Raw genomic sequence first — 14,916 nt, 5'->3', positions numbered from 1 at the left:
TTAAGACAAGACAATGAAACCTTCGCAAAAAAATTTCAAAAATAGACCGCTTGATGAGAGTCAGAAAGCATTAATCGCAAATTTAAAAGAACTCACCAATACCGATTACCGCCGTTTACGTTCTCGGATTCACGGCATTTCCACGATTAAAAAAGAAGAAGCTAAAAGTCGTGTAATTGCAGAAATTGAGGCGGAAATAACCGCTTGTAAAACGACTTTTCAAGCTAGAAAAGCACAACATTCCAGCCTTGCAATCACTTATCCCGATTTACCGGTTTCCGCTCGCCGTGAAGAAATCTTAAAACTGATTGCGGAAAATCAGGTGGTGGTGATTGCCGGTGAAACCGGTTCGGGTAAAACCACTCAGCTCCCGAAAATGTGCTTGGAACTCGGGCGTGGCGTAAAAGGCTTGATTGGACATACTCAGCCTCGCCGTTTGGCAGCTCGTTCGGTGGCGAACCGTATTGCCGAAGAATTAAAAAGCCAAATGGGGGAAACTGTCGGTTATAAAGTGCGTTTTAACGATCAGGTGGGTGAAAACACGCTTGTGAAATTGATGACGGACGGTATTTTGCTTGCCGAAATCCAAAACGACCGCTATCTCAATCAATACGATACGTTAATTATTGACGAAGCGCACGAACGCTCGCTCAACAACGATTTTATTTTGGGTTATCTGAAACAAATTCTGCATAAACGCCCGGATCTAAAAGTGATCATTACCTCGGCAACCATTGATGTCGAACGTTTTTCTCGCCACTTTAACAATGCACCGATTATTGAGGTTTCCGGACGCACCTTTCCGGTGGAAGTACGTTATCGCCCAATTGTGGAAGAAGATGATCAAGACCAATTACAGGGGATTCTCAACGCTGTTGATGAACTTCAAGCCGAAGGTCGTGGCGATATTTTAATTTTTATGAGCGGTGAGCGTGAAATTCGTGATACTGCCGAAGCGTTACAAAAACAAGAGCTAAGATTTACTGAAATTCTACCGCTTTACGCTCGCCTTTCGACTGCCGAACAGCAACGTATTTTCCAGCCAAGCGGTCTAAATCGAGTAATTTTAGCCACCAACGTGGCGGAAACATCACTCACCATTCCGAATATCAAATATGTGATTGATACCGGTACGGCACGTATTTCTCGCTATAGTTACCGCACTAAAGTGCAACGTTTGCCGATTGAGCCGATTTCTCAAGCCTCTGCCAACCAGCGGAAAGGTCGTTGCGGACGAACCAGCGAAGGGATTTGTATCCGCCTCTATTCAGAGGAAGATTTTAACGCACGTCCGGCATTTACCGATCCAGAAATTCTGCGTACGAATCTCGCTTCGGTGATTTTACAAATGACCTCGCTTGGGCTGTCGGATATTGAGGCGTTTCCATTTGTTGATCGTCCGGATACCAGACAGGTGCAGGACGGTATGCGATTGTTGGAAGAACTCGGGGCGATTGGTAGGGGCACACTGCGTGTGTCCTCGGACGTACACAGTGCGTCCCTACATAAATTAACACCAATCGGTCGCCAACTTGCTCAACTCCCCATCGATCCTCGCTTAGGCCGTATGGTCATTGCCGCGGCACAAAACGGTTCGTTACACGAAGTGATGATGATTGTCTCCGCACTTTCGATTCAAGATCCGCGTGAGCGCCCGCAAGAACGCCAACAGGCTGCGGATGAAAAACATCGCCGTTTTGCCGATAAAGATTCCGATTTCTTGGCGTTTGTGAATTTGTGGCATTACATTCAAACCCAACAAAAAGAACTGACCAAAAACCAGTTCCGCAAGCAATGTCAGAAAGATTTTCTCAACTATTTACGTGTGCGTGAATGGCAGGATATTTATCATCAATTGCGGCTTGCCGTGCGTGAAATGGGCTTGCCGATTAATAGTGAAGAAGCAAACTATCAGCAAATTCACACTGCCTTACTAACCGGTTTGCTGTCACATATCGGGATGAAAGACAGCGAAAAAATGCACTACCTCGGGGCGAGAAATGCGCATTTTTATGTGTTCCCGACCTCGGCGCTTTTCAAAAAGCAGCCGAAGTGGCTTACTGCGTCCGAACTGGTAGAAACCACCAAGTTATGGGCAAGAACTGTGGCAAAAATCGAACCGGAATGGATTGAGCCACTCGCCGGACATTTAATAAAACGCAGTTACAGCGAACCGCATTGGTCGAAATCCAAAGGGGCGGTAATGGCGTATGAAAAAGTCTCGCTCTACGGTATTCCGGTGGTAGCGAATCGTCTTGTCAATTACGGTTCAATTGATCCGACTGTCAGCCGTGAAATCTTTATTCGCTCGGCAATGGTTGAGGGTGATTGGCACAATAATTACAAATTTTTCAAAGAAAATAACCGCTTGATCAAAGAAGTGGAAGACCTCGAACACAAATCTCGCCGCCGAGATATTTTAGTGGACGAACAAACTCTATTCGACTTCTACGATCAACGTATCGGAACGGAAGTGGTATCCAGTCGCCATTTTGATACATGGTGGAAAAAAGCGAGTCAAAAAGATCCTGAATTGCTCAACTTTGAAAAATCATTCTTAATGAATGAAAACGCCAATACGGTCAGCGATTTGGATTTCCCGAATTTCTGGTATCAAGGTCAGCTTAAACTAAAATTGAGTTACCAATTTGAAATCGGTAAAGATCACGACGGCGTAACCGTGCATATTCCGTTGCCGTTGCTCAACCAAGTGGAACCGGAAGGCTTTGATTGGCAAATTCCGGGGCTTCGCCACGAGCTAGTGGTAGCGTTAATTAAATCATTACCGAAAGCTGCTCGCCGTAATTTTGTACCGGCACCGAACTATGCGGATGCGTTCTTAGCCAGAGCCGAGCCATATCAAAAACCATTGATCGAAAGTCTGGCTTACGAGCTTCGCCGTATGACCGGTGTAACGATTGATCCGGCATTGTGGGATCTGTCGCAACTTGCGCCGCATTTGCGTATGACATTCCGTGTGGTGGATGAAAAAGGCAAAAAACTACAAGAAAGCGAAAACTTGGACGAACTGAAGTTTGCACTGAAAGATCAGGTGCAAGAAAGCCTTTCGACGATTGCCGATGACGGTATTGAACAAAGCGGTGTACATTTGTGGAATTTCGCTAACTTACCGCAATTCTACGAGCAGAAAAAAGCCAATTTCAGCGTAAAAGCCTACCCGGCAATTGTCGATGAGCAAACCGCAGTGGGCGTAAAATTATTTGAAACCGAATTTGAGCAAACTCGTGCAATGCAAGCTGGTTTACGCCGTTTGCTATTGCTCAACGTGCCTTCGCCAATCAAATACTTACACGAAAAATTGCCGAACAAAGCAAAACTTGGACTTTACTTTGCCCCATTCGGTAAAGTGTTGGAATTGATCGATGACTGTATCGCTTGTGCGGTAGACAAATTAGTGGATGAATTCGGCGGCTTTGTTTGGACCGAAGAAAAATTCAATGAATTGCATGAATTTGTACGAGGCAACTTAAACGACACCACCGCAGAAATTGCGCTACAAGTGGAGAAAATCCTCACACTTGCCTTTGAACTCAACAAACGAATGAAAGGCAAAATGGACTTCACTATGGCGTTTGCCCTGTCGGATATTAAAGCACAATTAAGCGGTTTGGTTTATCCGGATTTTGTAACCAAAACCGGCTACCAACGCCTTGCCGATTTACACCGTTATTTAACCGCTATCGACAAGCGATTGGATAAACTCGGCACGGATACCAACACCGACCGAGCGAAGATGTTACGGGTGGAACAGGCGGAAAACGCTTATAAGCAATTACTCACCAAACTGCCGAAATCTAAAGCAATTCCAGATGAAGTGTTAGAAATTCGTTATATGATTGAAGAGTTACGTGTCAGTCTGTTCGCCCAACAACTCGGCACCAAATATCCTATTTCCGATAAGCGGATTTTGAATGTCATTTCTGCAATAAATTAACATTCCTATAGCATCCAAGCGGCCAGATTTGCAAAAAATATTGCAAATCTGACCGCTTGGATCTCTTACCTTATATCAAGCATCCCACATAAATTCTTTCACTCTCAAAATATAAGTTTAATTATCCATAAAAAACTTGAGGTAAATCAAAAAAGATGAGAACTATTTGCAATAATAGACATCATAAGTATAATCCCATTTTTTTATAAGGAGACTATAAATAAATGCTTGAAAAATATTATTTTAATAAAAGCTGTATTGCAATCGCCATTTCCACTTTCTTATCTACTAGCGTAGCCTACGCAGACTCTTTGGAATCGCCTCATTCAGGCATTAAGCTTTCGGATGAGATCAGTTCTAAATATAGTGGTAAGGGAGTGAAATTAGGTGTACTCGATGGTGGGTTTGTTGTTCAACATCCACTGAATTCATCAAAACTTCACCCATCTAGTTTTAAACTAACTTCACCAGATGGAAAAGTGCTAACCTATGATCCGAGTTACTTGCAATTTGAAGTAAAACCCGTCGAACAGAATGGAAAAAAAGATCTAACAGCTCTATTTGAAACTCATGGCTTAGGGGTATCCGGCGTTATTTCAGCGAAAGCTTCCAAAAAAAATGGCTTTAAAGGTGGTGTAGCTAAAGATGCTGAGATTCACATTGCAACAAATACTCCAAACCGAAGCTTAGCTGAATTAATTGCTGAAGCACAGCAATCAGAAAGTGAGGACGAAGGTCAGGGGGATTCAAAAAACCAAAAACCTAATTTTGATGAGCTTGCCAAAGATGATTTATTACTCACTAAAGAAAAAAGGCTCTCATTTGAACGCTTAGAGTGGGCAACCGCTTTAAATAAGCTTGTCGAACGAAATCTATTCGCCATTAATAATAGTTGGAATCTTGATCCTATCAGCGATAATATTGCCGATTTCGATAAACTTTATCATTCTCTATCAACAGATAAACAAAATTCACTGCTTCAAGCAGTCTTAAATGCCAAAAGGAAAAATACGTTATTAGTCTTTGCGGCAGGAAATGAGAGTAAAAAGCAAGTTGGTGTGATGGCAATGTTACCTCGTTACCTACCCGAACTGGAAAAACACTACCTATCAGTTGTGGCTGTAGATAATAAAAATAATCTCACGAAATACTCTAACCATTGTGGTGTGAGTAAAAATTGGTGCGTTGCCGCTCCCGGAAATCTTGCGATCCTCAATGCAATTCCAGATAATAAACTTAAACCGCAATATAGTCTTGATAAAGAAGAAGGAACGTCCCTTGCTGCACCTGTAGTCACGGGAGCTTTAGCTATCTTAAAAGAACGTTTTAACTATCTAGCCCCAACGCAAATTCGTGATACTTTATTAACCACTGCAACCGATCTTGGTGAAAAAGGGGTAGATGATAAATATGGCTGGGGAGTGATTAATATAGCCAAGGCGATTAATGGCCCGAGTCAATTTTTAAATGATGAAACGGTTAATGTGACACGAGATGATCACTGGAAAAACGATTTCTCCAGTAAATTTAAGTTTACTAAGCAAGGTGAAAAATCATTAGATTTAGCCGGAAAAAATAATATTGCCCGAATTGATGTTGAACAAGGTAGACTCAACTTAAGCGGAATGACTCAATCCAAACAAGTGAAAAATAATGCCCATTTAGGTGTAAATCAAACTGAAATTAGGCAAGGTTATATGGCTACTGAAAATAGCCAATTAACCTTATTGGATAGTAATGGTTTAATTGGTAAAGATAAAGCAATTATTCAGCTAAATGGTTCGTTAAAAATTGCTGATAAATTAACGGAAAATAGTAAACAAGGTAGTATTTCAGCTACTGTTGTAAAACTTCATGATAGGGCGAGCTATCAAGGTGGGTTCACAAAACTAATTGATAATAAAAATTTAGCCAATAAAGGCTTAATGCAAGATCTCTATTTTAAACAGTCTGAAATTATTGCGAAAGTCAATTCAAATAAAGCCTTTACTGATCCTAATGCCAGTGATAATGCCAAGTCTGGACTGAGCCTATTAAATCAACTTAGAACCAGCTCATTTGCATATCGTCAGGGGGTATATAATGACTGGCTACAATCTGCATTAGAGCAAAAGAAATTAGGTCAGCTACATTATGCGGTTTCTAATCATATTTATGCTGATGCTTTAGCATTATTGCGTCATCAAAATGCAAAACAACTTAGCCATGTTCAGCATAATTTATTTACTGCAGCCTATTCACCACAAAAAACGTCAGTTTGGCTTGAGCATAGTGGCCAAAAACATTCTAAAGTGGCAATTAAACAGAACTCATCTACTCTCGGTTTGAGCCATAAGTTCAATGATAACGCATTATTGAGTGCAACATTAATGCGAAAAAATCATCATATGGACAAAGATTTTGCTCATGCAGACCTAAAACAGACAAGCTTAAATATTGGATTACGTTATCCTTTAGCCGATCATTGGTTTAGTGAGTTAGCACTACAATTTGGGCAGCAGAAATACAACCAACGCCGTTGGTACAAAAAATCTCAGCTCGGCCAGGCTCAAAACAAAGGGCATCATATGGGGGGAGAAATTCGTGTCGGTTATCAATTTATGCCACAAACTTGGATAATTGAACCAAGCCTAGGGGTTCAGTTCATTCAAACGAGAATGAAAGCTCTCAATGAAAAAGGTGAACTTGCAACAAATACCACGGCTCTTCACTATAACGATATTAATCTCACACCGAGTGTGAAATTAAAATACACCGTTAAATTTGAGCAAGGCAGCATTTCACCTTATGTTGGTTTGAACTACTTACATCGAGTAAAAGGAAAAGAAAGTAAAATTACCAGCCAACTCAATGGCTACCCATTACAAAGCTATGCGACACAAAAACGTAACCATGCTTTAAATCTTGAAGCCGGCATGCAGTTCCAATATAAAAATTGGTTCGTTTCTGCGAATGTTGATTATGATCGCATAAAATCAACGAATGCTTTTGGTTGGAAAACCAATATCGGCTTAACTTTCTAACTAATTATTCCAAACCTAAAAGTGGCACAGGCTTGCTTTGCTTGTGCCTATATCCTTTTAACTCTAATTATAGTATTTACATTCAAACAATCTTATGAAGAAGTTCTTTCATTTCCCCAAATTTAGTGAAGCATTTCCAAATGAAAAAAGACCATCTAAGCTACTAAGAGAATATTTTCGTTATAGCTTCCGCAAGGTATGGTGTTCAACCCAATGTATTCAATTGACAAATTACTTAAACAATTCACCTTTATGGGCAGAATTATTTAATCAAAACTTATATCGGGTTAATACACTTTTAGATACTTACTGTGATAAAACTTTTAATAAAAAACAAAGATTAAAAGCTATCAAAGAAAACTTTACGCGTTTTGAAAATTTATTCAGAATACATTTTTGCAATCAACTTGTGACACAGCAAGAGGTTTGTATTGCCAAATTAAGTGATGAACTGAATTTATATCTTAGCATTAATCAAATCGATCCCCTAGAAGGTTTCTTTTCATTAAATATTAAAAATAATCAAAAAGAACATATCTACGATGCTTCTTTTACCTTACTAGAGGAAAATAAAATTCTAATTTCCTCAATACAAGGACCTAACAGTAAATCTGCACAGGATCTTATAAAATCAGCTACTAAACAATTATATGGTATTCGCCCTATGTTTATGCTGATTTATATATTTAAACTAATTGCTGAGAAATTTAATTTAGAATTACTCGGAATCCCTCATAAAAGACAAGCAAAATATCGCTGGAATGATCACTCCAGATTATTATTTAATTACGATATTTTTTGGAAAGACAATAATGCTATTCTTACAAAAAATGATTATTGGTCATTGAGTAATAACATTGAGAGAAAACCATTAAATATCATACCGAGCAAAAAACGTTCTATGTATAAGAAACGTTACCAATTGCTCGATGATATTAAAGAAAAAATAAACTTAATGTTTTATTAATATACATATAATAATCTAGACAAATTTATTTCTCTTACGTAAAAGACCAATCTTTTATTAGATTGGTCTTTTACGTAAATATTATGCAATACTGTTATTAATAATCTATTTCTAGTCGTAATTGCCAATTAATCGGAGCTATTCCTTTCGAAAGCAAATATCTATTGGTTTTTGAAAAATGCTTACATCCAAAAAATCCACGATAAGCAGAAAGCGGTGATGGATGCGGTGCAGTCAATACGCAGTGGCGAGAGCGGTCAATAAACTGCCCTTTTTTCTGCGCATGGCTCCCCCATAATAAAAAGACTAAATTTTCACGGTGTTGGTTAAGTTGAGCAATCACTTTATCGGTGAAAATTTCCCAACCGAAATTGGCGTGTGAATGTGCTTGTCCTTGACGCACTGTGAGTACAGTATTCAGCAACAACACGCCTTGCTTTGCCCAATCAACCAAATATCCGTGATTTGGAATTTGAAAGCCCTCAACATCCTGCGCCAATTCTTTATACATATTAACTAAAGAAGGTGGCGGCGCGACCGGTGGTTTTACCGAAAATGCTAAACCGTGCGCTTGGTTTGGACCATGGTAAGGATCTTGCCCCAAGATCACCACTTTCACATCTTTAAACTCCGTTAAAGCAAAGGCACTAAATACTTCTTTTTGCGGTGGGAAAACCGTTACACCATTCATTCTTTCTTGATGTACTTGTTGTAAGATATGCTGAAAATAAGGTTGTTGTTTTTCTTCGCCCAGTGCTTCTGTCCAGTTATTCATTACTTCTCCTGTTAAAGCGTGTTAAAAATTTTTAAGTTTTTTTCACATTTTAGCTTATTTTTTATTCAATCAATAATATTTAAACTATATTCACTCAACTTTTAGTAGAAATCTTCAAAAAAAGTGATAAAATCCACCGCATCAACAAAATTTGAATTTATCAAAAATTTTTATAATTATCCAGCCAATACTCAGGAGTATCAAAATGATCAAAGGCGTACAAATTACAGAATCTTCAAACAGCAACTTAGTAAACTCTTTCTGGTTATTAGACGAAGAGAAAAACGAAGCGCGTTGTATCGCGGCTAAAGGCGACGTTTATAAAGAAGACCAAGTTATCGCAATCAGCGAATTAGGTCAAATCGCATACCGCGAAGTGCCGGTAAACGTTGCTCCGACAATCAAAGTTGAAGGCGGTCAGCACTTAAACGTTAATGTTTTACGTCGTGAAACATTAGAAGATGCGGTTAAAAACCCGGAAAAATATCCGCAATTAACTATCCGTGTTTCAGGTTATGCAGTGCGTTTCAACTCATTAACACCGGAACAACAACGTGACGTAATCACTCGTACTTTCACAGAAAGTTTATAATAACAGCTTTACTGTTCATTTTCTTAAAAAAGCACCTTCGGGTGCTTTTTTATTGCTTCTGTTTTACAAATCTTCCCTCAAATTCCACCGCTTGCTAAATACGCCTCCCAAAACGGAATTAACATACTGGATATTTTTACAAAAAATAGTAAAAACAGGATTGACACTGTTTTTTTAATCAGTAAAATCACCTGTATAAACACACAGTTTTAGAGGATGTAAAAAATGGCTTCAATTCGACCGCTTACCCGTGAGTTACCATATCAACCGTTACCGATGTACCGAGATATGAATAGTGAACGTTCAATCAAATTAGATCTGAATTCACTTTGTATTAAACGTCCGACCGAAACTTTTTTCATTCAAGTGAAAAACCCGAATTTAATCGCTTGGGGAATCGAGTTGGACGATTTACTTATCGTTGAGCAATCCGAACAATATTTAGTTAATGATCTGATTGTGATTGAGAAAAATGGAGAATATAAGTTTTATCAATTTTTTAACGAAATTGAGAATAGCGTAGGAACTCGAGAAATCATTCTTTTCTCACTGGATGTCAGAGAACCTAATTTACGCATTACCGACTGGCAGGAAATTGAGATTGCAGGCGTGATCACGAATGTAGTACACCAAATGCGCCATAAATCCGCACAAACGGCAGCAAGAAAATATGCGGCATAGAAAAAAGTCGTCAAATAACCTCTTTGACGACTTTTCATATAAACGTAATTAGAGAACGCGACGAGATTGCGTATAATTTCTCGCCCAATAACGTTCAGAAAGAGAACTGGTAGTTACTCCTTGGCTGGTACTGGCATGAACAAATTTACCTGCACCGATATAAACACCGACGTGATTATTGCGGCGGAAAAAAACTAAATCGCCGGGACGTAAATCCGATTTGGAAATAGAACGACCTAAATGGCGTTGCTCTGCGGTAGAGCGAGGTAAATCAAGATTAAAAGCACCGCTCATGGTTTTCTGTACGAAAGCCGAACAATCAATACCGCCGCGACCCTCACCGCCTAAGCGATAGCGAGTTCCCGCCCATTTACGATAGATGCTGTGGACTTTTTTAGCGGCATTACCGCCGTCGGTGGAAAGTTCTTCACGATGAGATACACGGGCTTTCATACCCTGTTTATAAGAAATTTGAGCTTCGATTTGCTCGGCGCTCGCTGCTTTAGCGACGATTTTAATTTGGCTTGACGTGGCGGGATGACTACTTAAACTAGCGGAAGCGATTGAAGAATAACTACCGAATATTGCAAACAGTGATGTAATAAATAATGGCTTTAGCCTTGTTAAAGCAGGGTGTTTTTTCATAATAATTTGTCTCGCCAGAACAACTACAGCGGTTGATTCCTATTAAAAATCTTAAAGTTAATAAATTTGGCGACCTATTTTACCTAGGTCGCAACAATCAAACTTTGGCAGTATAACGGATTATTTTGCTAATGTCCGCAAAAATTTTATTTCTTCTGTCCAAATTTCAGGCTGAATTGTTTCTAAAATAAGCGGAATATTGTCAAAGCGGTCGTCTTGCATGATAAATTTGCAAAAATCCGTTCCAATTGTGCCTTCTCTTAATTTGTGATGTCGATCTACTCGGCTACCTAACGGCGTTTTTGAACCGTTTAAGTGCATACCTCGTAAATACTGAAAACCGACCGTCCGTTCAAATTCGGAAAATGTTTGTTCGCAAGACTCTAAAGAACTGATGTCATAACCTGCTGAAAAGAGATGACAAGTATCTAAACAAACACCGACTCGGTTTTTATCCTCTACTTGGTCAATAATTTCGGCTAAATGTTCAAAACGATAGCCAAGATTAGAACCCTGACCGGCTGTATTTTCAATTACCGCAACCACATTCGGTACTTTTTCCACCGCAATATTAATCGACTCGGCTATACGCGCTAAACATTCACTTTCCGAAATCTTATTTAAATGTGCGCCGGGGTGAAAATTCAGTAATTTTAATCCTAACTGATTTGCCCGTTCCATTTCATCGATAAAGGCTTCGCGTGATTTTGCCAAATTTTCCGCTTCAGGATTACCTAAATTAATTAAGTAACTGTCGTGCGGTAAAATATGCTCCGGCGAAAATTGATGCGCTTTACAAAAACGCTTAAATTTTTCAATCGTATCCGCCTTTAATGCCGGTGCTTTCCATTGACGTTGGTTTTTAGTAAATAATGCAAAAGCATTTGCGCCGATTTCAACCGCTCTTAATACGGCGTTCTCCACACCGCCCGAAGCACTCACGTGCGCACCAATATATTTCATCTTCTTATCCTATTCGTGTAAAATGACTAACTTCTTAACCTTTATAAATCATTACTTATGAGCGAAACAACCATTAACGATTTCTCACTTCTCTGCCGTTTATTCGGCAATTTATTCTACCGTTCTCCGACTGATCCGATTCTTGCCGGTACTTTTACTTGGCTCGCACAAGGCGGCTTACGCCGACAATGGGCGTTATCGACCGATGCGCAAAGTGAATTAGCCTTAACTATGTTAGAGAAAAACGCTAACCCTACGCAATTACAAGCAAGCTATCAAGCACTTTTTGGTGAGGCTGGATCTATTGCTACAACAATTTCCGCCTATAAAATTTCGGTTGAGGACTTCATCAACTTCCGTCAAACACGCGCAATGCCTGTGTTAGAACAACCTGATCATGTTGCACTTTTACTTCTTACCGCCTCTTGGATTGAAGATAATTTAGATTCAAGTATCGCACAACAAGCCTTTTTTGAGCAGTTTTTACTGCCTTGTGCAGCGAAATTCTTAGGGCAAATCGAAGCGTATGATAACGGGTTCTATAAAGCATTAGCACAACTTTGTCGTGATGCGCTTAGTGCCATGGCGGATGAGTTAGAAGAAGTATTTGAAACGGAAATTGAATAATGCTATTGATCTAAACTCTTTGAATGATAAACTCAGAGAGCTTAATTTTTGAGCATAACAGGAGGCTTAAATGAAAAAAGCAGCATGGACGATCGCAATTACGATTTCATTACTACTTTCCGCTTGTGCCGTCACGCCACAACAACAGGCTGAACGGCAGGCTAGGCAAATCAAAGCGCAGCAGGATTTATCGGTAGCACTTGCTAAACAATGTGACGTAGAAACGGCTGAGATGATGGCGCAATTGTATAATCCGCCAATATCTCAAACCGAAAAAGAAAAAGCCGAATTTACTCAGCGTTATCAGAAAAAAGTTAATGACCCGCTTTTTCAGGCGTGCCATAAACTTGCTTGGGAAAACTATAAACACCAAGAAGAACTGGAACAAATACAACGTTACTACGATCTAGAACGCCCTCGCTTCCACCCTTGGCATTATTGTTATGCCTGTTGGTAAAAAAACTGGACACTTAGGTGTCCACTTTTCTATTTTCATATAAAATCAAACCACTTGCTTCGTACTATTTCTACATAATACGTAATAAATTGTCGAAGCGGCTATCGTACAAATCGCCATTGCATATAACATTGGTCGTTCGCTTGTGACGGCAATATGAGAAAGCGTCGCGCCGACTAAAGAGGCGATACCGAAACGGGCGGTACCGGCAACGCCGTTTGCCGTCCCAGCCATCTGTGGATAACGATCCAAAATAGCCGCAGTCGCATTGCTACCGATAGTTGAAAGCATACCGACATAAAACGGAATCCCAATCGCCATCGCCCAAAAACCTAATTTAAAGATAGCAACACACGCCAACCAAATACCGGCTAACAGTTGAACAAGTAATCCGATTTTCAACATTTTTTCCGAGCCGACTTTGACTACGATTTTTCCGTTTAATGCCGTCATAGACACCATTACAATCATATTTAAGCCGAAGAAATAGCCGAAATACTCTTGGGAAACCCCATAAATGCCAATATACACTAATGAACCGGAAGTTAAGAAACAAAACATCCCGGCAAAGGTCAAGCCGCCGACTAAAACATAACCTAAGGTTGCTTTATCCGATAAAAGCGTCCAAAAATTTTTAAAGACAATACCGAATCTAAGCGGTTGGCGTTTTTCGCTAGCAAGTGTTTCCGGGATCTTCCAACTAATGAGCAACACACAACTGATGCCCATAAAAACTAAGGTATAAAAAATCGAATGCCAGTGAAAATATTTGGCAATATAGCCGCCTAAAATCGGAGCTAACAACGGCGCAAGCATTGAAATAATCATAATGACCGACATCATTTGCGCAAACATATTACGATCAAACAGATCTCGTACTAAAGCCCCTAATACTACCGCCGGTGCCGCCGCGCAAAGCCCTTGAATCAGCCTAAGTAAGTAAAAGTTTTCAATGGTCATGACTTGCGTCAAGAAATATGCTGCTAATGCGGAACACGCTAAACCGAACAAAATAATCGGCTTACGTCCGAAACTATCCGCCATCGGCCCCCAAAAAAGTTGCCCTACGGCAAAGCCGAAGGTGAAAACCGCTAATGTGGTTTGCACTTTTTCTTGGGATACTTGTAAATCTCGTGCAATATCAAGGAATGAAGGCAAATACATATCAATCGCCAAAGGCGGCAGCATTGCCATCATTCCTAAGATGATAAAAAAGCACGGATGCGGTCTTGCTGTTACCATTAAAAGCTCCCTATTTCTTGCTCGGTAAGCGGACGATATTCCCCTTCTTCGAGGCTCTCATCTAACACCACATCACCGATACGCCAGCGATGTAACGCCTCTACTTTATTGCCTAAAGCGGCAAACATACGTTTTACTTGATGATAACGCCCTTCGCTGATAGTTAAATTCACATTGTAATCGTCAATAATTTCCATTTGTGCCGGTAAACAAGGCTCGCGTTCACCACGTAATAAAATGCCTTCCGCTAATTTTTTCGCATAAAAATCTTCCACCGGATCGGCAAGCGTCACCAAATAGGTCTTTTCACAATGATGTTTCGGCGAGGTGATGCGATGCGACCATTTACCGTCATCGGTTAATAACACCAAACCGGTCGTATCCACATCCAAACGCCCTGCGGTATGCAGTTTGGTCATCAGCGGATAGTCAAAAAATTGGAATACGGTCGGATATTCGCCGTCATCATGCGAACACACATAGCCTTGCGGCTTATATAGCATAAAGTATTGACCTTCATCGACCCATTCCAAACGTTCGCCTTCGTAACAAATTTCATCCGTATCACCAATTTTGACCGAACCGCTTTTTTCTAACTTTCCGTTTACGGTAACTAAACCGCTTTTTAAGGCTCTTGCCGCTTGAGAACGAGTTAATCCCGTATTTTCGGCAATAAATTTATCTAAACGCATATTTTCCTCTTTTGTTATACTGTTTTATTATACGCTTTAGCGTGGTGAAGCGTGAACTTTTTCCGCAGAAAATAACCTAATTGGCACTTGATTTCTTATAAGTAAAAGGATTCGCAATGTTGAATATGCCGAAACAAAAATGGATTAAAATTATAATCATCTTAATTTATTTGTTCAGCCCGATTGATATTCTGCCCGAGGCGGTATTAGGTCCGCTCGGTTTGGTTGATGATGCGGCGGCAATTTTGCTGTTAATTCAAACCGTGTTGAAAAAATAACACTAGGCCGGTCTTAACT

Annotated in this window: 12 protein-coding genes and 1 pseudogene; 8 read left to right on the top strand and 5 right to left on the bottom strand. The window is 40.0% G+C overall.

Annotated features, from left to right (window positions below; genetic code table 11):
- The first annotated feature begins 13 nt into the window (after nt 1-13).
- From hrpA to DRF63_RS01950, 3 genes are all read left to right on the top strand, one after another.
- Nucleotides 14-3,955, top strand: coding sequence for an ATP-dependent RNA helicase HrpA (hrpA, locus tag DRF63_RS01960; protein ID WP_005596362.1), 3,942 nt, complete (start codon nt 14-16; stop codon nt 3,953-3,955).
- A gap of 224 nt (nt 3,956-4,179) precedes the next feature.
- A complete protein-coding gene (locus DRF63_RS01955) occupies nt 4,180-6,978 on the top strand; it encodes a S8 family serine peptidase (RefSeq protein WP_043991751.1) in 2,799 nt (932 codons plus the stop codon).
- Nucleotides 6,979-7,072: 94 nt separating this feature from the next.
- Nucleotides 7,073-7,945: a VirK/YbjX family protein gene (locus DRF63_RS01950; protein ID WP_005596360.1), complete on the top strand. Its 873-nt coding sequence runs from the start codon at nt 7,073-7,075 to the stop codon at nt 7,943-7,945.
- 97 nt (nt 7,946-8,042) lie between these two features.
- On the opposite strand, the pseudogene ung reads toward DRF63_RS01950, so the two are convergent.
- A pseudogene (ung, locus tag DRF63_RS01945) lies at nt 8,043-8,729 on the bottom strand (uracil-DNA glycosylase); the annotation flags it as partial.
- 196 nt (nt 8,730-8,925) lie between these two features.
- Here ung and grcA point away from each other — a divergent pair.
- Nucleotides 8,926-9,312, top strand: coding sequence for an autonomous glycyl radical cofactor GrcA (grcA, locus tag DRF63_RS01940; protein ID WP_005596358.1), 387 nt, complete (start codon nt 8,926-8,928; stop codon nt 9,310-9,312).
- 225 nt (nt 9,313-9,537) lie between these two features.
- The gene (locus DRF63_RS01935) at nt 9,538-9,993 is read left to right on the top strand and encodes a LexA family protein (RefSeq protein ID WP_005596354.1); all 456 of its coding nucleotides are present in this window, start codon (nt 9,538-9,540) and stop codon (nt 9,991-9,993) included.
- Nucleotides 9,994-10,041: 48 nt separating this feature from the next.
- On the opposite strand, the gene DRF63_RS01930 is transcribed toward DRF63_RS01935, so the two are convergent.
- Nucleotides 10,042-10,638: an NlpC/P60 family protein gene (locus tag DRF63_RS01930; RefSeq protein WP_005596351.1), complete on the bottom strand. Its 597-nt coding sequence runs from the start codon at nt 10,636-10,638 to the stop codon at nt 10,042-10,044.
- 120 nt (nt 10,639-10,758) lie between these two features.
- Complete coding sequence (gene nfo / locus DRF63_RS01925) at nt 10,759-11,601, bottom strand: deoxyribonuclease IV (protein WP_005596350.1); 843 nt, start codon at nt 11,599-11,601, stop codon at nt 10,759-10,761.
- A gap of 57 nt (nt 11,602-11,658) precedes the next feature.
- On the opposite strand from nfo, the gene DRF63_RS01920 reads away from it, so the two are divergent.
- Both DRF63_RS01920 and DRF63_RS01915 read left to right on the top strand, forming a co-directional pair.
- Entirely contained in the window at nt 11,659-12,228 is a 570-nt protein-coding gene (locus tag DRF63_RS01920) for a TorD/DmsD family molecular chaperone (RefSeq protein ID WP_005596348.1), read from the top strand.
- A 70-nt stretch (nt 12,229-12,298) separates the two neighbouring features.
- Entirely contained in the window at nt 12,299-12,685 is a 387-nt protein-coding gene (locus DRF63_RS01915; protein ID WP_005596346.1) for a hypothetical protein, read from the top strand.
- Nucleotides 12,686-12,730: 45 nt separating this feature from the next.
- Here DRF63_RS01915 and DRF63_RS01910 read toward each other — a convergent pair whose 3' ends face one another.
- Both DRF63_RS01910 and rsuA read right to left on the bottom strand, forming a co-directional pair.
- Nucleotides 12,731-13,927, bottom strand: coding sequence for a Bcr/CflA family multidrug efflux MFS transporter (locus tag DRF63_RS01910; RefSeq protein WP_005596344.1), 1,197 nt, complete (start codon nt 13,925-13,927; stop codon nt 12,731-12,733).
- Nucleotides 13,927-14,619 (bottom strand): 16S rRNA pseudouridine(516) synthase RsuA, encoded by a 693-nt coding sequence (gene rsuA, locus DRF63_RS01905; RefSeq protein WP_005596342.1) that lies wholly within the window; start codon nt 14,617-14,619, stop codon nt 13,927-13,929. The genes DRF63_RS01910 and rsuA overlap by 1 nt, the downstream gene beginning before the upstream one ends.
- Before the next feature lie 116 nt (nt 14,620-14,735).
- Here rsuA and DRF63_RS01900 point away from each other — a divergent pair, with 116 nt between their 5' ends.
- A complete protein-coding gene (locus DRF63_RS01900; RefSeq protein ID WP_005596340.1) occupies nt 14,736-14,897 on the top strand; it encodes a DUF1232 domain-containing protein in 162 nt (53 codons plus the stop codon).
- The last annotated feature ends 19 nt before the right edge of the window (nt 14,898-14,916 follow it).

This window comes from Actinobacillus pleuropneumoniae (assembly GCF_003290385.1).
Taxonomy (GTDB): Bacteria; Pseudomonadota; Gammaproteobacteria; order Enterobacterales; family Pasteurellaceae; genus Actinobacillus; species Actinobacillus lignieresii.
This window is presented reverse-complemented; position numbering and strand designations above follow the sequence as displayed.